Annotated in this window: 18 protein-coding genes and 2 tRNA genes; 11 read left to right on the top strand and 9 right to left on the bottom strand. The window is 61.4% G+C overall.

The features are described 5' to 3' along the window. Positions 1-279: 279 nt before the first annotated feature. From DBO86_RS05340 to DBO86_RS05330, 3 genes are read left to right on the top strand one after another with little or no spacing between them, the layout of a single operon-like run. On the top strand, positions 280-960 hold the full coding sequence (locus tag DBO86_RS05340) for a TetR/AcrR family transcriptional regulator (RefSeq protein WP_244185514.1): 681 nt from the start codon (positions 280-282) through the stop codon (positions 958-960). Beyond that, positions 957-1,481 (top strand): MarR family winged helix-turn-helix transcriptional regulator, encoded by a 525-nt coding sequence (locus DBO86_RS05335; protein ID WP_208630366.1) that lies wholly within the window; start codon positions 957-959, stop codon positions 1,479-1,481. The genes DBO86_RS05340 and DBO86_RS05335 overlap by 4 nt, the downstream gene beginning before the upstream one ends. A gap of 21 nt (positions 1,482-1,502) precedes the next feature. Then, positions 1,503-2,411, top strand: coding sequence for a LysR family transcriptional regulator (locus DBO86_RS05330; protein WP_108233152.1), 909 nt, complete (start codon positions 1,503-1,505; stop codon positions 2,409-2,411). Positions 2,412-2,435: 24 nt separating this feature from the next. Here the strand turns inward: DBO86_RS05330 and DBO86_RS05325 are convergent, their stop codons facing one another. Continuing rightward, positions 2,436-2,735: a helix-turn-helix domain-containing protein gene (locus DBO86_RS05325; RefSeq protein WP_071559761.1), complete on the bottom strand. Its 300-nt coding sequence runs from the start codon at positions 2,733-2,735 to the stop codon at positions 2,436-2,438. Between the two features lie 123 nt (positions 2,736-2,858). On the opposite strand from DBO86_RS05325, the gene DBO86_RS05320 reads away from it, so the two are divergent. Beyond that, on the top strand, positions 2,859-3,500 hold the full coding sequence (locus DBO86_RS05320; RefSeq protein ID WP_108233151.1) for a substrate-binding domain-containing protein: 642 nt from the start codon (positions 2,859-2,861) through the stop codon (positions 3,498-3,500). Between the two features lie 54 nt (positions 3,501-3,554). On the opposite strand, the gene DBO86_RS05315 is transcribed toward DBO86_RS05320, so the two are convergent. The 6 genes from DBO86_RS05315 to DBO86_RS05290 all read right to left on the bottom strand — a co-directional run bounded on the left by DBO86_RS05315 (position 3,555) and on the right by DBO86_RS05290 (position 9,184). Beyond that, entirely contained in the window at positions 3,555-5,498 is a 1,944-nt protein-coding gene (locus tag DBO86_RS05315; RefSeq protein WP_108233150.1) for a tyrosine-type recombinase/integrase, read from the bottom strand. A gap of 226 nt (positions 5,499-5,724) precedes the next feature. Then, positions 5,725-5,800, bottom strand: a tRNA-Gly gene (locus tag DBO86_RS05310). Between the two features lie 67 nt (positions 5,801-5,867). Then, complete coding sequence (gene pgsA / locus DBO86_RS05305) at positions 5,868-6,428, bottom strand: CDP-diacylglycerol--glycerol-3-phosphate 3-phosphatidyltransferase (protein WP_003460392.1); 561 nt, start codon at positions 6,426-6,428, stop codon at positions 5,868-5,870. Positions 6,429-6,461: 33 nt separating this feature from the next. Then, positions 6,462-8,285 carry an excinuclease ABC subunit UvrC gene (gene uvrC / locus DBO86_RS05300; protein WP_108233149.1) on the bottom strand — a complete coding sequence of 608 codons (1,824 nt, stop codon included), beginning with the start codon at positions 8,283-8,285 and terminating at the stop codon, positions 6,462-6,464. A 2-nt stretch (positions 8,286-8,287) separates the two neighbouring features. Further along, positions 8,288-8,932, bottom strand: a complete 645-nt coding sequence (gene gacA, locus DBO86_RS05295; RefSeq protein ID WP_003460401.1) for a response regulator transcription factor GacA — start codon at positions 8,930-8,932, stop codon at positions 8,288-8,290. Between the two features lie 164 nt (positions 8,933-9,096). Beyond that, a tRNA-Ser gene (locus DBO86_RS05290) sits at positions 9,097-9,184 on the bottom strand. Positions 9,185-9,349: 165 nt separating this feature from the next. Between DBO86_RS05290 and DBO86_RS05285 the strand changes: the two genes are divergently transcribed. From DBO86_RS05285 to DBO86_RS05255, 7 genes are all read left to right on the top strand, one after another. After that, a complete protein-coding gene (locus DBO86_RS05285) occupies positions 9,350-10,018 on the top strand; it encodes a Bax inhibitor-1/YccA family protein (protein WP_003460410.1) in 669 nt (222 codons plus the stop codon). Between the two features lie 121 nt (positions 10,019-10,139). Continuing rightward, entirely contained in the window at positions 10,140-10,532 is a 393-nt protein-coding gene (tusD, locus tag DBO86_RS05280) for a sulfurtransferase complex subunit TusD (RefSeq protein ID WP_017677050.1), read from the top strand. After that, positions 10,533-10,892 carry a sulfurtransferase complex subunit TusC gene (gene tusC / locus DBO86_RS05275; protein ID WP_003460412.1) on the top strand — a complete coding sequence of 120 codons (360 nt, stop codon included), beginning with the start codon at positions 10,533-10,535 and terminating at the stop codon, positions 10,890-10,892. Continuing rightward, entirely contained in the window at positions 10,892-11,191 is a 300-nt protein-coding gene (gene tusB, locus DBO86_RS05270) for a sulfurtransferase complex subunit TusB (RefSeq protein WP_003460413.1), read from the top strand. Before tusC ends, tusB begins: the two co-directional genes overlap by 1 nt. After that, complete coding sequence (locus DBO86_RS05265) at positions 11,188-11,523, top strand: TusE/DsrC/DsvC family sulfur relay protein (protein ID WP_003460414.1); 336 nt, start codon at positions 11,188-11,190, stop codon at positions 11,521-11,523. Before tusB ends, DBO86_RS05265 begins: the two co-directional genes overlap by 4 nt. Continuing rightward, entirely contained in the window at positions 11,520-12,503 is a 984-nt protein-coding gene (locus DBO86_RS05260) for a glycosyl transferase family protein (RefSeq protein ID WP_003460415.1), read from the top strand. The genes DBO86_RS05265 and DBO86_RS05260 overlap by 4 nt, the downstream gene beginning before the upstream one ends. 85 nt (positions 12,504-12,588) lie before the next feature. Beyond that, a complete protein-coding gene (locus DBO86_RS05255) occupies positions 12,589-13,587 on the top strand; it encodes a glutathione S-transferase family protein (RefSeq protein ID WP_003460417.1) in 999 nt (332 codons plus the stop codon). A gap of 55 nt (positions 13,588-13,642) precedes the next feature. Here DBO86_RS05255 and cysG read toward each other — a convergent pair whose 3' ends face one another. Together cysG and serS are read right to left on the bottom strand one after the other, a co-directional pair. Continuing rightward, entirely contained in the window at positions 13,643-15,031 is a 1,389-nt protein-coding gene (gene cysG / locus DBO86_RS05250) for a siroheme synthase CysG (RefSeq protein WP_003460418.1), read from the bottom strand. Between the two features lie 129 nt (positions 15,032-15,160). Beyond that, positions 15,161-16,441 carry a serine--tRNA ligase gene (serS, locus tag DBO86_RS05245; protein ID WP_108233148.1) on the bottom strand — a complete coding sequence of 427 codons (1,281 nt, stop codon included), beginning with the start codon at positions 16,439-16,441 and terminating at the stop codon, positions 15,161-15,163. Between the last annotated feature and the right edge of the window lie 73 nt (positions 16,442-16,514).

Genomic DNA, 16,514 nt, shown 5'->3' with positions numbered 1-16,514 from the left:
GCGCAGCCGACCAGTGAGATCGTGCAGAGCGCCGTGCCTGCTTGTCGCAGCAGTTGTGAGAGCAGCGGTTGTGACGTCATGAAGGCTCATCCAATATGCGAATAGTACCGAACCGCTCGGTTTACTATGGCAACAAAATTTAGGCCACCAACTCACAGGGGATTTCAGCAATTGCTAAGCGCAGTTGCCCGTGAGATGGTTGGCTAAGTTGATTCGTACCGAGCGGTTTGGTACTATACCGAAATCAAGCCTCCGTGTCAAAACTTCCAAGCCAAGCAGATGCCACGCACCAACCAAGCCATGACCGCCCCGACGCCGAGCAGCAACGAGCTGAACGCCAAGGCTCTCACCGTCCTGCGCGCTGCGCGCAACGTCTTCCTGACCCGTGGGTTCAGCGCGGCAACCACCGACATGATCCAGCGCGAGGCTGGGGTGTCCAAGTCCACGGTGTACGCGCACTACGCAAACAAGGAGGCCCTCTTCACCGCGGTGATCGAGGCCGAATGTGCGTCATTCACGAACACGGTGCATGGCATCGAGTTCCGCCCCGGAAAGCTGCGGGAGACGTTGACCATGCTCGCCAAGGCCTATCTGGACATTGTGCTTTCCCCTGGCGGGCTGGCCTTATTCCGCGTCGTCATCGCCGAAGGGCAGCGCTTCCCTAGGCTGGCACGGACGTTCTACCTGGCCGGCCCGCAGGTCATGACGACGATGGTGGCCGAACAACTGGCCAATGCGGCGGCATCCGGTGAGGTCGATCTTGGCGAGATTGGCCGCGAGACGGCCGCCAATCTGTTCATCAACCTGGTTCGGGGCGAGCCTCAGCTTCAGTGCCTGACTCATCCGGATGCCGCGCCTTCCTCGGCGCAGATTGACCAGTGGGCGAACGCAGCCGTGGTGACATTCATGCGTGCCTACGGCCGCGGCGATGAAGCGACGAATAAACGTTCCCGATCATGATGCCGAATGGGTCAACCGAAACGGGGAAAACAAGCGATGCCCTCCGGGTGATGGAGCTTTCTACGGCCATCACGCGGCTTTCCACGGCCAGGAATCAAGTGCTGAATCGCATGGCTGCTCCGTTTGGTTTGACCGCTGTGCAGATGATGGCACTACACCATATGTCGGTCACTCCGGCATCTACGCCTAGCACTTTGGCCCGCAGTCTGGAAGTCGATTCAGCCTCGGTGACAAGGCTGTTAGACCGCCTTGAGAAGAAGGGCATGATCCAGAGAGCGGCGCAGGAACGCGTGGATCGCACGCATGACCGAAGAGTGATCGAAATTGTTCTGACCGCGTGTGGAAACAATGCGATAGGCGAGTTGAAGTCACACTGGCGATCCGCGCTTGCGGAATTGACGGAGGCGTTCAAACAAAGCGAAATACATGGCTTGTTGCACTTGCCGGAACTGCGCAACCAGGACGCCCTTCATCTCGCCCTCGATTGCAAACCGTTGTCCGTCACAGAACCACGGCCGTGAAATGGAGAATCGGGGCGCTTCATGGAGCTACGTCACCTTCGCTGCTTTGTCGTCCTCGCCGAAGAACTGCATTTCACCCGCGCTGCCGAGCGCCTGCATATCGAGCAACCGCCCTTGTCTCGGGCGATCAAGGAACTGGAGGATGAGCTAGGCGTCTTGCTTTTCGACCGGGACCGCAGGGGGACCCGGCTGACCGCAGCAGGTACCGCGTTCCTGCAAGACACTCGCCGACTATTCGCCGTCCTGGAACAAGCACGAGAGAATGCCAAGGCCATCGCAGCGGGCTCGCGAGGCAGCCTGCGCATCGCGGTGTCCGATGGCGCGATCGATCCCTGGCTATCGGATTTTCTTGCCAGTTGCCGCGCTGAAGAGCCAGACATCGAGATCCGCTTGTGCGAGGTACCGTTGGCCGAGCAGTTGCGCGGCCTGCGTGCCGGCGACTTCACCATCGGGTTCGCGCACACGGCCGAAGTCGGCGACGACATTGTTGCCGAGCCGATCTGGCAAGACCCGCTGGTGATCGCCGTACCAGTCAGGCATGAACTGCTTGTTCACAAGGCGGTCCCGCTCCATGAACTCGGCGGCCACCCACTCGTACTGTGCGATCCACAGGTATGCGAAGGTTACTGTCGTGAACTGGCTCGGCTTCTACGGCTTCTGGAACGCGAACCGAATGTGGTCGAACACGTCTCCTCGCTGGAGATGATGCTTACCCTGGTCAGCGCGGGCTTTGGTGTCGGTTTCACGACGGCGACCAGGGTTGCCATCAGTCCACGACCAGATGTGCTTACCCGCCCTCTGGCGGTGGAATCGGCAGTAATCACGACCTATCTGCTCCGGCTCGGCGGCGGCGACGCACCGGCTTCGCTGGAGCGATTCATCGTTCGTCTGCGCGATCTCGTCCGCCTACGTGACAGTCTGGGTAGCTGACAGCGCCATCATCGACGGTCACCCTCAAGAATCGGTGTTGCCGCCGGTGCCAAGGTAGCGCTCCGTTGCAGCCATCAATTCAGCAGCGCTTATTCTGAGCGCCATGGCAATTTTCAATATGAGAGGAAGCGTGGGCACGTGCTCCCCGCGCTCGATCTTGCCCATGTGTGAGCGCGAAATGCCTGCCCTAGATGCAAACTCGTCTTGAGCGATGCCTTGAGCGACGCGCGCAGCGCGCACGGCCTGCCCAAAGGCTAACGCTGGCTCGGATTCATATGTCGATGTGCCAGAGGGGCGGCCTGGCTGAATAGTGGGCTTCTGCATTAGCAGAAGCGTCGAACAATCTTCCGAAATTAACCACGTTAAAGTTATAGACGTTAAAGTTCGCTCTTAACTATCATGTCGGCTTGTCCTCGACCTGCCGCTTAGCCGCCTTGCGGCGCCATCATGCACAACGCCATCGGCCAGTTCTCCCGTCTCAGGCTTGCCATAGCGCCAGGCGTGCCGTCGTCAAAGCTCTCGGCGCTGCTGGCGCTGCAACGCGCGGAAGAGCCGGATGTCACCCTCGCGTTCTTCGAGGTTTCAGATGACGATCTGCGTGAGGGACTCCATGAGAGCCGCTACGACGCAGGGCTATCGGTTCAGGGATCGAGCGACGCGGCCCTGAAAATCCAGCCGTTGTGGATCGAGGAGATGGCCGTTGCCGTGCCTCCACGGTTCCCTTTGCTTGACCAGGCGACACTCACGATCGCCGATCTGTTGGACTACTCGCTGTATCGCTGGCAGGCGGAAATCTGCTCCAAGTTGGATGAGCGGCTTTCCAACCTCCTGCCGACCGGTCGGCAGAACATCCAGTACGTGACCTCATTTGGCCTGTTGGCCACGTGGGTCGCGGCCGGATATGGCGTCGGAGTGTCCTCGCAATCGCGCATCGCGCATGCCCATAGATGGGGGATCACGATGCGGCCGCTCATCGATGGCCCCTACGAGATCGTGACGCATTTGCAGCGCCCCAAGGAGGAAACCAGTTCAGTTGTGGACCGGTTCGAGCGTAGAGCGCTGCAAGTTGCCAGGACGGGGGCGGCATAGTGGACGCCCCCTATGGCCGGGGTAACAACCCCGGCCATAGGATCCAGCGCGAAGTTAGGCCCCCTCTAACACCGCTGCGCTATCCACTAGCCGACGGACGCTCTGCCGCACATCCTCGGGGATGGGCCGCAAGGCAATGGCTTCGGGCGCATCCTCATGGCGCTGGTAGTCGCCCACGATGACCCGGATGATGGCGGGCACGTTGGTCGGCGTGACCGCATCGATGGCCGCGCGATCACCTAGGTCAGGGTGCGGCTGGGTCAGCATGCGGTACAGGTCCCACGAATCCGCGTGCGGGCACTGGTTCATGAGCACCTGGGCCAGCTTGTGCTTGAGCGGCACCAGTTGCCAGTCGGGAACCCGCTGCCCCCGATTGCCCAGGCTGATGGACAGCAGCTTGCCCGCCTTCAGCTCGCGGTTGATCTGATCCTTGGACTTACCGGCCAGCTTGCCGAACAGCGGGACCGGCAGATTGTTCGGCGACTCGTACATGGCCAGCATTTCCTCGCGCTCGCGCTGGATGGCGGAGACTTCCGGCTCCGGGGCGTGCACCGGAGGCGGAGGCACCTGCGACAGCCGCTGGAACGTGATTCCGCCGCTGTTGGGGGTCACGACGATGGGCGTGGCCACCACGGGCGGCACGCCGGGGGCAGCGGGCTCGGCCACCGCGGGGATCGCGCCCACCACTTCCTCCACTTCCGCCATCGCCGGCACCCCGTCGATGCGGATGGTCAGGTGCGCGCTCGCGGCTTCCACTTCGCCCTGTTCGAGCAGGTCGAGGCGATCGGCCCAGTCCTGCATCATGCGGCGTCGCGGCTCCACGTACTTGGCGTGGTTGTAGGCCGAGCTGACCTTGTTCGGGTCGGAGTGCGAAAGCTGCGCATCCACCCAAATCTTCGGGTATCCGATCTCGTTGAGCGCGGTCGAGATGGTGCCGCGGATGCCGTGGCCGGTCAGGCGCCCCTCATACCCCATGAGCTGCACGGCCTTGTTGAGGGTGTTCTCGCTGATGCGCTTCTTGAGTTCGCTGCGATGCGACAGCAGGTACTTCTGCGCCGGCCGCATCACGCCCAGGAGATAGCGCACAATCTCGATGGCCTGCAGGGACAGGGGCACGATGTAGGGCGGCACGTCCTGCGGCCGCTTGCCGGCCTTGCGCATTTCGTCCTGGAGCTGCTTGACGACCTGCGGCGGGATGATCCACAAGCCGCGGTCGAGGTCGAATTGCTCGGGTTCGGCCAGCCGCAACTCGCCCGTGCGCACCCCCGTCAGGAACAGCAGACGGACACCAAGCTGGGTCTGCCAGCCGCGGGGGTTGTAGCGCCGGAGCTTCTGAAGGAACTCGGGCAGCTCGGGCAGGTGCAGGTAGGGGTTGTGCGCCACCGGAGGCTTGGGTTCGGCCACCACGTCCAGGTCCGCGGCCGGGTTGACTTCCAGCCCCTCGGCGATGACCAGGGCATAGCGGAACATCTGGTTGAACCAGGTGCGGACCTTCTCGGCGGTGGTGAACGCCTTGCGCTTCTCGATCGCCGCCACGACGCCTACGAGCTGGGGCCGACGAATGTCGTAGATCGACATCTTCCCCAGGGTGGGCAGCACGTCCTTGTTGAAGATGCGCAGGATCTGCGAAAGCGTGCTTTGACGGCCTTCCTTGAGTTCCTTGCGGCGATGCTCGACCCAGGCGTCGAAGACGTTCTTGAAGGTGTATTCGCCTGCCAGCCTGGCCGCGTGCCGCCGCTGGTCGCGCTCAATCTGGGGATCGATCCCCCTGGCGAGCAGAGACTGGGCCTTGTCCCGCTCGGCGCGGGCCTCGCGCAGGCTGAGGGCGGGATAGCCGCCCAAGGACATGCGCTTTTGCTTGCGCAGCCAGCAGTAGCGGAAGATCCATGACTTGCCGCCTGCGGCAGAGACCATCAGGCTCAGGCAGTCGTTGTCGTGGAGGGTGTAGCGTTTGCCGGTGGTCCTTGCCTGCCGGACTGTCAGATCAGAGAGTGCCATTTCGAGGCTCCTAAGTGATGACTTAGGCCCTATGCTCGTCATGGTTCCCGCTCAGCCCCAGCAACTATCCGGAAGCCGTCTCACCCGTATTCCTGTGCCTAGATTGGCGCCTAAAAAAGGCTGGCTGTGGGTGGATTTCCGTGGCGCTCGCTGGAATGAAAAAAGGGGCCGAAGCCCCTCTTTTCAACGACTTACAGACGTCAGTAGAAGTCTGTAGATCATAACTTGGAGCGGGAAACGAGACTCGAACTCGCGACCCCGACCTTGGCAAGGTCGTGCTCTACCAACTGAGCTATTCCCGCTTGTCTTGTCGACGGGCGCCATTCTATAGAATCGAATCGCGCCGTCAACCCTTTGATTCAAAAATACTTATTTCTTTTCCGAGGTGGTGCTGAGGTGTGGCCAGGCGGCCAACAGGTACTGCAGCATCGACCACAATGTGAGCACGGCTGCGACCACCAGCAAGATATATCCGAGCACGACCCAGAAGGTGAACACCGGTGGATTACCCAGCAGGATGACCAGCGCCAGCATTTGCGCGGCGGTTTTCCACTTGCCAAGGTTGGACACGGCCACATGTGCCCGAGCCCCCAGTTCGGCCATCCACTCGCGCAGCGCAGAGACGACGATCTCGCGACCGATGATGATCGCCGCCGCCAGCGTCAGCCAAAGATTGGAATGTTCGGCAGCCAACAGCACCAAGGCTACAGCAACCATCAATTTATCTGCGACCGGATCGAGGAAGGCGCCAAAAGGGGTACCCTGCTCCCAGCGTCGGGCCAGGTAGCCATCTAGCCAATCAGTGACGGCAGCAACGGCAAAAACTCCGCTGGCTGCCCAGTAACTCCAGGCAAACGGCAGATAGAACAGGAGGATGAAAACCGGTATCAGTGCGACCCGGAGCACGGTAAGCAGGTTGGGGATATTCATCGGCACAACAAGGCTGCGAGGTGAGCGGGCATTCTACTCGCTGTGCAGAGCGTCATAAATCGACTCAGCGAGCTTTTTATTGATTCCGGGCGCTTTGGCAATTTCTTCAGCGCTGGCACGGGACAATTCCTGCAGGCCGCCGAAGTGGTTGAGCAATTCGCGCCGCCGCTTGGGGCCGATACCAGGCACTTCTTCCAATGTAGAGGTACGTCGGGTCTTGCCGCGTCGCGCACGGTGCCCGGTGATCGCAAAGCGGTGCGATTCGTCACGGATCTGCTGAATCAGATGCAGTGCCGGGGAGTTGCCGGGCAAGGTGAACTCATGCTCGGCATCGTTCAAGTAAAGCACTTCCAGGCCCGGCTTGCGCGTCGTGCCCTTGGCCACACCAAGCAGAATCAGATCCGGCACGGCCAGCTCCTGCAGTACCTCGCGCGCCATGGCCAACTGCCCCTTGCCACCGTCCACCAGCAGCACATCGGGCAACTTGCCTTCGCCATCCTTGATCTTGCTGAAGCGCCGAGTCAACGCCTGGTGCATCGCGGCGTAGTCGTCGCCAGCGGTCACGCCCTCGATATTGAAGCGCCGGTAATCGGATTTCAGCGGACCTTCGGGACCGAATACCACGCATGAGGCGACCGTCGCCTCACCACTGGAATGGCTGATATCGAAGCATTCCATGCGCTGCGGCGGCTCGTCCATTTCCAGCACGGTAGCCAGCGCCTCGAAACGCTCGGCCAGATGCTGCCGGTTGACCAGGCGTGCGGCCAGCGCCTGTTCGGCGTTGGTCACGGCAAGCTGCTGCCAACGAGCTCGCGTGCCACGCACGCGCAAGCTGATGCTGAGACTACGGCCGCGTAACGACTCGATGGCCTCGATCAGCGTGGCGAAATCTTCATGCTGCACGTTGACGATCAGCTCGCTGGGCAGGTCGCGCTCGGCATTACCCAGGTAGTACTGAGCGAGGAAGGCCATCAGCACGTCGCCACCCTCCTCTTCGATCGCCACCTGCGGGAAGAAATTCTTGCTACCCAGCACGCGCCCGCCACGCACGCTGATCAGGTGCACGCAGGCGCCACCGGGGGTGAGCATCACCGCGACCACGTCGACGTCACCGGTGCCACCTTCCATGCTTTGCTGGTCCCGCACACGGCGCAGCATTGCGATCTGATCACGCAGCTCAGCGGCGCGCTCGAACTCCAGGGCCATCGAGGCCTTTTCCATACTGGCCGAGAGCTCCTCACTCAGTGCATTGCTGCGGCCGTCGAGAAACATCACCGAGTGACGCACGTCCTCGGCGTACTCCTCCGGACTGACCAGGCCGACGCAGGGGGCTTTGCAGCGTTTGATCTGGTATTGCAGGCAAGGTCGCGTGCGGTTCTTGTAGTAACTGTCCTCGCACTGGCGAACCAGGAAGGTCTTCTGCAGCAGGCTCAGGCTCTCGCGAATCGCCAATGCACTGGGATAAGGGCCGAAATAGCGCCCCCTGGCCTTCTTCGCCCCTCGGTGAATGCCGAGCCGTGGAAAGTCGCCGTCAGAGAGAAACACGTAAGGATAGGATTTATCGTCGCGCAGCAGGATGTTGTAAGGCGGCCGCCATTCCTTGATCAAGGTCTGCTCGAGCAGCAGTGCCTCGGTCTCGTTGGCGGTGATGGTGGTTTCGATCTGCGCGATACGTGCGACCAGCGCGGCCGTCTTGGGTGCCTGACCGGTCTTGCGAAAGTAACTGGAGAGACGCTTCTTGAGGTTTTTCGCCTTGCCGACGTAGAGCAGGCGAGCCTCGCTATCGAACATGCGATAGACGCCGGGGCGACCACTGCAGGTCGCCAGGAAGGCACTCGGATCGAATGGGGCAGGCATTTTCAGCTGACGGCGTCGACCATGCCGTGGCGCACCGCGAGCAAAGCCAGCTCGACATCGCTGGTGATAGAGAGCTTCTCGAAGATGCGATAGCGGTAGGTATTGACCGTCTTCGGCGACAGGCACAGTTTGTCCGAGATGTTCTGCACCTTGTGGCAGTTGGCGATCATCAGCGCGATCTGGATTTCGCGCTCGGACAACAGATCGAATGGCGAACCACTGTTCTGCGGCTGGAAGGATTTCAGCGCCAGTTGCTGGGCGATTTGCGGGTCGATGTAGCGCTGGCCGGCGAATACGAGACGAATGGTCTGCACCATCTCATCCAACGCTGCACCCTTGGTCAGATAACCAGCGGCGCCCGCCTGCAGCAGGCGCGTCGGGAAAGGTTCATCCTCACACACGGTAACGGCGACGACCTTGATATCGGGATGACTGCGCATCAGCTTACGGGTGGCTTCCAGGCCGCCGATACCTGGCATCTTGACGTCCATCAGGACGACGTCGGGCTTGAGTTCGCGAACCTTGAGCAGGGCTTCTTCGCCAGTGCAGGCTTCGCCCACGACTTGCAGACCGTCGATATCGGCCAGCATACGGGTGATGCCCGTGCGAACCAGATCGTGATCGTCGACAACCAGGACCCTAATCAATCGCCACCTCGTTGCACCTTGTCAGCCACCGCGCAACGACGGTGAGATTGAACTTGCCGGTCACCTTAACAAAAAGCCAAGGCCTGACCTAGCTTGGCGCACGGTAGTCAAAAAGCAAGCGCCAGATTAGGATCAGTAATTGCGTCGTAGCAATTTTGGAGAGTTGGCGGAAGCGGTGAGATTCGAACTCACGGATAGTTGCCCATCGACGGTTTTCAAGACCGTTGCCTTAAACCACTCGGCCACGCTTCCAGATTCTTGAGTGCGGAGGCTAACGCTCAAACCTCCGCAGCAGTGCGGGCGGCAATCTTACCGGAACGAAACACACTGTCAAACTCTAAGTCTTGGCAGGCAATCCCGCTCTGCTATGATCCGATACATTCGAATTTGAAAGCCTCTTACAACAGGAGCGTCGCCATGCAAGAGCGAGATTATGCACTCAACCATTCTCAGGTTGAGCAACAGGAAGTCAGCAGCGTTCTGCGTAATACCTATGGCCTACTGGCCATCACCCTGGCCTTCAGCGGCCTTGTGGCGTTCATCTCGCAGCGCGCCAACGTTCCTTATCCGAACATCTTTGTCGTACTGATCGGTTTCTACGGCCTGTTCTTCCTCACCGCCAAGCTGCGCAATTCTGCGTGGGGTCTGCTTTCTACCCTCGCGCTGACCGGCTTCATGGGTTACACCCTTGGCCCGATCCTCAACCGCTACCTGGGCATGACCAACGGCGCTGAGGTCATCAGCTCCGCCTTTACCATGACTGCGCTGGTGTTCTTCGGCCTGTCTGCCTACGTGCTCACCACCCGCAAGGACATGAGCTTCCTCAGCGGCTTCATCACGGCAGGCTTCTTCGTTCTGCTGGGCGCCGTGGTTGCCAGCTTCTTCTTCCAGATCAGCGGCCTGCAACTGGCGATCAGCGCTGGCTTCGTGCTGTTCTCCTCGGCCTGCATCCTGTTCCAGACCAGCGCCATCATCCATGGTGGTGAACGCAACTACATCATGGCCACCATCAGCCTGTACGTATCGATCTACAACCTGTTCGTCAGCCTGCTGCAGATCTTCGGCATCATGGGCGGCGACGACTGATAGCTTTCGTCCCCCTTCAAGCCCGCTTCGGCGGGCTTTTTCTTGCGCGGCCATCAGTTGCCTTTGTTTGCCGGGCACCCTGGCCTTATCATTGGCACAGTTTTGCCTCGCCGGAAACGCCATGAAGTTTGCCATTGCCCTGTTCGCTGCTCCTCATCTGCCTGCCTCGCGACGCGCACTGCGTTTTGCCCAGGCGGCGCTGGCGGACGGCCACGAGATCGTTCGCCTGTTCTTCTATCAGGACGGCGTGCATAGCGCCGCTAGCAACGTGGTCAGCCCGCAGGACGAGCTCGATCTGCCCGGCGAGTGGCGCGAGTTCGTCACTGCCAACGGGCTGGACGCGGTGGTGTGTATCGCTGCTGCACTGCGTCGCGGCGTACTCAACGCCGAAGAAGCGCAGCGCTATGCGCGCCCTGCGGCCAATCTGCAGGCCCCGTGGGAGCTTTCCGGCCTTGGCCAATTGCATGAAGCGGCGCAACAGGCCGACCGCCTGATCTGCTTCGGAGGCCACTGAATGAGCAAGTCGCTATTGATCATCAGCCGCCAGGCGCCCTGGAGCGGCCCTGGAGCCCGCGAGGCGCTGGATATCGCCCTGGCTGGCGGCGCCTTCGACCTGCCCATCGGCATGCTGTTTCTCGACGATGGCGTGTTCCAGCTAAGCAAAGCGCAGCAACCTGGTGCACTACAGCAAAAAAACCTTGGCGCGAACCTACAGGCGCTGCCAATGTTCGGCGTAGAAGATCTGTACGCCAGCCAACGCAGCCTGGCCGAGCGCGGCCTGAGCGATGCCGAACTGAATCTGGCGGTAGAGCGACTGGACGACAGTGCGCTGACCGCCCTCCTTGATCGTTATGACCAGGTGATCACCCTCTAATGGCCACCCTGCACATACTTTCCCATTCGCCGTTCGCCGATAGCCGCCTGGCTAGCTGCCTGCGTCTGTTGGGTGCCGCTGATGGTCTGTTGCTCAGCGGCGATGCGGTCTACGCGCTACAGCCCGGCACAGCCAACCTGCAGGCTCTGCAACTGATGCCCGCCAGCGTTGCGCTCTATGCACTGGGCGAAGACCTAAGCGCCCGCGGCCTGCAGGCGCCCGAGCGCGCACAGGTCGTGGACTATCCAGAGTTCGTCGAGCTATGCATCCGCTACGCCAAGGTCAACAGCTGGCTATGAGCACGCTCAACGTCGCCGGACGTGAAATTGCCCTGGACAAGGACGGCTACCTGCTCGACCTGCAGGATTGGTCACACCCCGTAGCCGAGGCGCTGGCCGCAGCTGAAGATTTGCAGCTGAGTGAAGAACACTGGGAAATTCTCGACCTGCTGCGCGCTTTCTACGCCGAATTTCAGCTATCACCGGCCAACCGCCCACTGATCAAGTACGTGGCATTGAAGCTCGGTCCGGAGAAAGGCAACAGCCTGCACCTAAACCGCCTGTTCAAGGGCACGCCCGCCAAACTCGCCGCCAAGCTTGCCGGCCTGCCAAAACCGACCAATTGCCTATGAACCTGATCACCCCCGCCGAACATCCCTTCGCCCAGTTCGTGCGTATTCTCGGCAAGGGCAAGCGCGGCGCACGTGGTCTCACCCGCGAGGAAGCCCGCGAGGCCATGGGCCTGCTGCTCGACGGCAAGGTGGAGGACACTCAGCTCGGCGCTTTTCTGATGCTGCTGCGGCACAAGGAAGAAAGCGCCGAAGAACTGGCCGGCTTCACCGAGGCAATCCGTCAGCGCCTGCCCACGCCCAGCGTTGCAGTGGACCTGGATTGGCCCAGTTATGCCGGCAAGAAACGTCATCTGCCCTGGTATCTGCTGGCGGCCAAGGCGCTGGCCGCCAGCGGCACGCGCATTTTCATGCACGGTGGCGGCGCTCATACCGCAGGGCGGCTGTATACCGAACAACTGCTAAAGCAGCTGGATATAGCCAGCTGCGATAACTGGCAGGCCGTGGAAGAAGCGCTCGACACGCACGGCCTGGCCTACAGCTACCTGGGCAACTGGATGCCGGCGCTACAGCGCATGATCGACCTGCGCAACACCCTTGGTCTGCGTTCGCCGATTCATTCCCTGGCACGGGTAATCAACCCACTGAACGCCCACTGCGGCCTGCAGAGCATTTTTCACCCCGGCTACCAGGCCGTGCATCGTGAAGCCAGCCGGCTACTGGGCGATCATGCCATCGTGATCAAGGGCGAAGGTGGCGAGATCGAGGTCAACCCCGATGTCGCCTGCCATCTGTATGGCACCCGCAATGGCGAGGATTGGGACGAAGAATGGCCCGCGCTGTCGGCACAGCGTCACGTCAAGCCCGAGCGGCTCGACCCGGCCGTGCTGGTCGCGTTCTGGCGCGGTGAACATGATGATGCCTACGGTCGCCTGGCCGTGATCGCGACCATGGCAACCGCGCTACGTGGATTGGGCCTGAGCCGCGATGAGGCCATGCAACAGGCTCGACAACGCTGGGATGCACGCTTTCAATCCAACTGATCGATCAGTTAAGCCAGCTTTTTCCACCTTTCCATCGACCCCACAACGCTAGACTCCAGGTTCATTCAAGACGGAGGCACGTGTTATGGGCTTGTTGATCGATGGCCGCTGGCATGATCAGTGGTATGACACCGGCGACAGCGGCCGCTTCCAACGCGAAAGCGCACAACGGCGCAACTGGGTGACCGCCGATGGCAGTGCCGGCCCGAGTGGCAGCAGCGGTTTCAAGGCGGAGGCCGGGCGCTATCACCTGTATGTTTCACTGGCCTGCCCCTGGGCTCACCGCACCCTGATCCTGCGCAAGCTCAAAGGCCTGGAATCGCTGATCGACGTCTCGGTGGTCAGTTGGCTGATGCGCGAGCAAGGCTGGACCTTCGACCGCATCACAGGCTCCAGCGGCGATCACCTCGATAACCTGAGCTACATGCACCAGCGCTACACCGCCGATGACCAGCATTACACCGGGCGTGTAACCGTGCCTGTATTGTGGGACAAACAAACGGGCGGCATCGTTAGCAATGAATCGGCGGAAATCATCCGCATGCTCAACAGCGCCTTCGATGGCCTGACTGGCAACGCTCTGGACCTGTATCCCGAAGCCCTGCGCGAACGCATCGACTCACTCAATGAGCGCATCTACCCGGCGGTGAACAACGGCGTCTACCGCGCGGGCTTTGCTACCACCCAGGACGCTTACGAAGAAGCCTTCGACGAATTGTTCGTCATGCTCGACGAACTGGAGGCATTGCTGGCTGACACACGCTATCTGGCCGGTGAGTACCTGACCGAAGCCGATATTCGCCTGTTCACCACACTGATTCGCTTCGATGCCGTCTATCACGGGCACTTCAAGTGCAACCTGCGACACATCGAGGACTACCCGAACCTGTCCAACTGGCTACGCGAGCTCTACCAGTGGCCAGGCATCGCCGAGACGGTGGACTTCACCCACATCAAGTCGCACTACTACGCCAGCCACGCCAGCATCAACCCTACGGGCGTGATACCCCAAGGGCCGCGGCAGGACTTCATGCGCGCACATGACCGCCAACGCCTGCCGGGCAAAGGTGTGTTCCAGCGTTAGAAACGCGATGGCTGGTGACTTGAAGCCTCGACAACGAGGCTTCAGTCGCGGGGTTTCAGATGCTGTTCTGAGCGCCTTCGAACCAAGCGAGCTTGTCACGCAGAGTGACCACTTCCCCGACGATCACCAGGGTTGGCGCATGTACTTCATGCGCTGCTACCAACTCCGGCAGGGTCGCCAGAGTGCCGGTAAACACGCGTTGATTCTGCGTCGTGCCTTGCTGCACCAAAGCCGCTGGCGTGGCGCCTGAACGGCCGTGTGCGATCAATTGCGCGCAGATGCCGGGCAGGCCAACCAGCCCCATGTAGAACACCAGGGTTTGTCCCGGCGATACCAGATCCTGCCAGGGCAGATTGCTGCTGCCATCCTTGAGGTGGCCGGTAACGAAACGTACGGACTGCGCATGATCGCGATGAGTCAGCGGAATCCCGGCATAGGCTGCGCATCCTGAAGCTGCGGTAATACCCGGCACCACCTGAAACGGAACGCCTTTGGCAGCCAGTTGCTCGATCTCCTCACCGCCCCGGCCGAAGATGAACGGATCGCCACCCTTCAGGCGCAGCACCCGCTTGCCCTGCTTCGCCAGGTCGATCAATAGCTGATTGATCTGCTCCTGCGGTACGGCATGATCGGCGCGGCGCTTGCCGACGTAGATACGCTCCGCATCACGGCGGCACAAATCGATGATCGCCGGCGCCACCAGACGGTCGTACAGCACCACGTCGGCCTGCTGCATCAGGCGCAGCGCCCGAAAAGTCAGCAGATCGGGGTCGCCGGGGCCGGCGCCGACCAGATACACCTCACCCAGCGCACGTGGCGCAGCACCGGCCAGACGCGCCTCCAGCAGACGCTCGCCCTCTTCCAGTTTGCCGGCAAAAACACTCTCGGCGATCTGTCCCTGGAACACATCTTCCCAGAATACACGGCGCTGCTGTACGTCGGGGAACAGCTGCTTGACCCGCTCACGAAAGCGCTTGCCCAGGTTGGCCAACTGGCCATAGGTGGCCGGAATCCAGGTTTCGATCTTGGCGCGGATCAAGCGCGCCAGTACCGGTGCGTCACCACCGCTGCTGACCGCGACGATCAGCGGCGAGCGGTCGACGATGGCTGGGAAGATCACGCTGCACAGAGCCGGCGCATCCACCACGTTGACGGGGATACCCAACGCCTGGGCCTCGGCAGAGATTCGCGCATTGAGCGGCTCGTCGTCGGTCGCGGCAATCACCAGGCCAACGCCCTGCAGATCATCGCTCTGGTAACCGCGCAGGAAAACACCCTGCTCGCCGGCCATGGCCTGCAGCTCGCGACGGACATCGGGCGCCACAACCCGCAGGCATGCGCCCGCTTCGGCCAGCAGGCGCGCTTTACGCAGCGCCACCTCGCCGCCGCCGACGACCAGCACCGGGCGACCCTGCAGCTTGTGGAACAGCGGAAGAAATTGCATAAAGTCAGCCTCGAATGAGGTGGGAAGGCGAACGACGGGCACGTAGGGTGCGCCATGCGCACCCTACGTCCATCGCCAGGCGCGCCGCTTGTAAACGGGGCAGCCGCACCACCCCGTTTTAGTAGCGGCTCAGCCGATTACTTCAATGCCGCCCATATAGGGTTTCAGAACCTCGGGCACACGAATACTGCCGTCAGCCTGCTGATAATTCTCCAGTACCGCCACCAGGGTGCGACCAACTGCCAGGCCGGAGCCATTGAGGGTGTGCACCAGCTCCGGCTTGCCGGTTTCCGGATTGCGGTAGCGCGCCTGCATGCGGCGCGCCTGGAAGTCGCCGCAGTTGGAGCAGGAAGAAATCTCACGGTACTTGTCCTGGCTCGGCACCCAGACTTCCAGGTCGTAAGTCTTCACCGCGGAGAAGCCCATGTCACCAGTGCACAGAGCCAGCTTGCGATACGGCAACTCCAGCAGTTGCAGCACGCGCTCAGCGTTTGCGGTCATGCTTTCCAGAGCCTCGAAGGACTTGGACGGCTCGACGATCTGCACCATCTCGACCTTGTCGAACTGGTGCTGACGGATCATCCCACGGGTGTCTCGGCCGGAGGCGCCCGCCTCACTGCGGAAACATGGGGTATGGGCGACGAACTTCAGTGGCAGCTGTTTGGCATCGAGAATTTCGCCGGCGACGATATTGGTCAGCGACACCTCGGCAGTCGGGATCAGGTACAGGTCGGCCTGGTCTTCGCGACGGATTTTGAACAGGTCTTCCTCGAATTTCGGCAGCTGACCTGTGCCCTGCAGCGCCGGAGCCTGCACCAGGTACGGGGTGTAGGCCTCTTCGTAGCCATGTTCGCCGGTGTGCAGGTTGATCATGAACTGCGCCAGGGCGCGATGCAGGCGCGCGATGGGGCCGCGCAGCAGGGCGAAACGCGCGCCGGACAGCTTGGCAGCGGTCTCGAAGTCCAGCCAGCCGTGCTGCTCGCCCAGGGCCACATGATCCTTGATCTCGAAATCGAAGCTGCGCGGCGTACCCCAGCGCGCGACCTCGACGTTGCCGTCCTCATCCGCGCCAACCGGCACAGACTCGTGCGGCAGGTTGGGAATATTAAGCAGCAGGTTGTCCAGCTCGTTCTGGATGGCGTCCAGCTCGCGCTTGCCGGCCTCCAGGTCGCTGCCCAACTGATCGACCTCCGCCAGCAGCGGCGCAATATCCTCGCCACGTGCCTTGGCCTGACCGATGGACTTGGAGCGGCTGTTGCGCTCGGCCTGCAGTTGCTCGGTGCGCACCTGCACCGACTTGCGCTGACTCTCCAGGGCCTCGAAGCGGGCGACGTCGAGGGCAAAGCCACGGGTGGCGAGGCGCTCGGCGATTTCGGTGAGTTGCGTGCGGACAAGTTTGGAATCGAGCATGTTCGGGTCTCAATACAACAGCGAAATGATGATGGCCGGCACTGTGGCGCGGGCTGTGGAGTGTAAAGCCTTA

The sequence above is a fragment of the Ectopseudomonas oleovorans genome (assembly GCF_003052605.1).
In the GTDB taxonomy this organism is placed as follows: domain Bacteria; phylum Pseudomonadota; class Gammaproteobacteria; order Pseudomonadales; family Pseudomonadaceae; genus Aquipseudomonas; species Aquipseudomonas oleovorans_A.
The sequence above is the reverse complement of the archived record's forward strand: the minus strand, read 5'-3'. Positions and strand labels throughout refer to the sequence as shown.

Bases quoted from the DNA above. Each gene is read 5' to 3' on its own strand.
- tusD (WP_017677050.1), top strand. From the start codon at position 10,140: ATGAAGTTTGCCATTGCCCTGTTCGCTGCTCCTCATCTGCCTGCCTCG.
- DBO86_RS05265 (WP_003460414.1), top strand. From the start codon at position 11,188: ATGAGCACGCTCAACGTCGCCGGACGTGAAATTGCCCTGGACAAGGAC.
- DBO86_RS05340 (WP_244185514.1), top strand. From the start codon at position 280: ATGCCACGCACCAACCAAGCCATGACCGCCCCGACGCCGAGCAGCAAC.
- uvrC (WP_108233149.1), bottom strand. From the start codon at position 8,285: ATGCCTGCCCCATTCGATCCGAGTGCCTTCCTGGCGACCTGCAGTGGT.
- tusC (WP_003460412.1), top strand. From the start codon at position 10,533: ATGAGCAAGTCGCTATTGATCATCAGCCGCCAGGCGCCCTGGAGCGGC.
- DBO86_RS05320 (WP_108233151.1), top strand. From the start codon at position 2,859: ATGCACAACGCCATCGGCCAGTTCTCCCGTCTCAGGCTTGCCATAGCG.
- DBO86_RS05260 (WP_003460415.1), top strand. From the start codon at position 11,520: ATGAACCTGATCACCCCCGCCGAACATCCCTTCGCCCAGTTCGTGCGT.
- cysG (WP_003460418.1), bottom strand. From the start codon at position 15,031: ATGCAATTTCTTCCGCTGTTCCACAAGCTGCAGGGTCGCCCGGTGCTG.
- DBO86_RS05315 (WP_108233150.1), bottom strand. From the start codon at position 5,498: ATGGCACTCTCTGATCTGACAGTCCGGCAGGCAAGGACCACCGGCAAA.
- serS (WP_108233148.1), bottom strand. From the start codon at position 16,441: ATGCTCGATTCCAAACTTGTCCGCACGCAACTCACCGAAATCGCCGAG.
- DBO86_RS05325 (WP_071559761.1), bottom strand. From the start codon at position 2,735: ATGCAGAAGCCCACTATTCAGCCAGGCCGCCCCTCTGGCACATCGACA.
- DBO86_RS05335 (WP_208630366.1), top strand. From the start codon at position 957: ATGATGCCGAATGGGTCAACCGAAACGGGGAAAACAAGCGATGCCCTC.
- DBO86_RS05255 (WP_003460417.1), top strand. From the start codon at position 12,589: ATGGGCTTGTTGATCGATGGCCGCTGGCATGATCAGTGGTATGACACC.
- tusB (WP_003460413.1), top strand. From the start codon at position 10,892: ATGGCCACCCTGCACATACTTTCCCATTCGCCGTTCGCCGATAGCCGC.
- DBO86_RS05285 (WP_003460410.1), top strand. From the start codon at position 9,350: ATGCAAGAGCGAGATTATGCACTCAACCATTCTCAGGTTGAGCAACAG.
- pgsA (WP_003460392.1), bottom strand. From the start codon at position 6,428: ATGAATATCCCCAACCTGCTTACCGTGCTCCGGGTCGCACTGATACCG.
- DBO86_RS05330 (WP_108233152.1), top strand. From the start codon at position 1,503: ATGGAGCTACGTCACCTTCGCTGCTTTGTCGTCCTCGCCGAAGAACTG.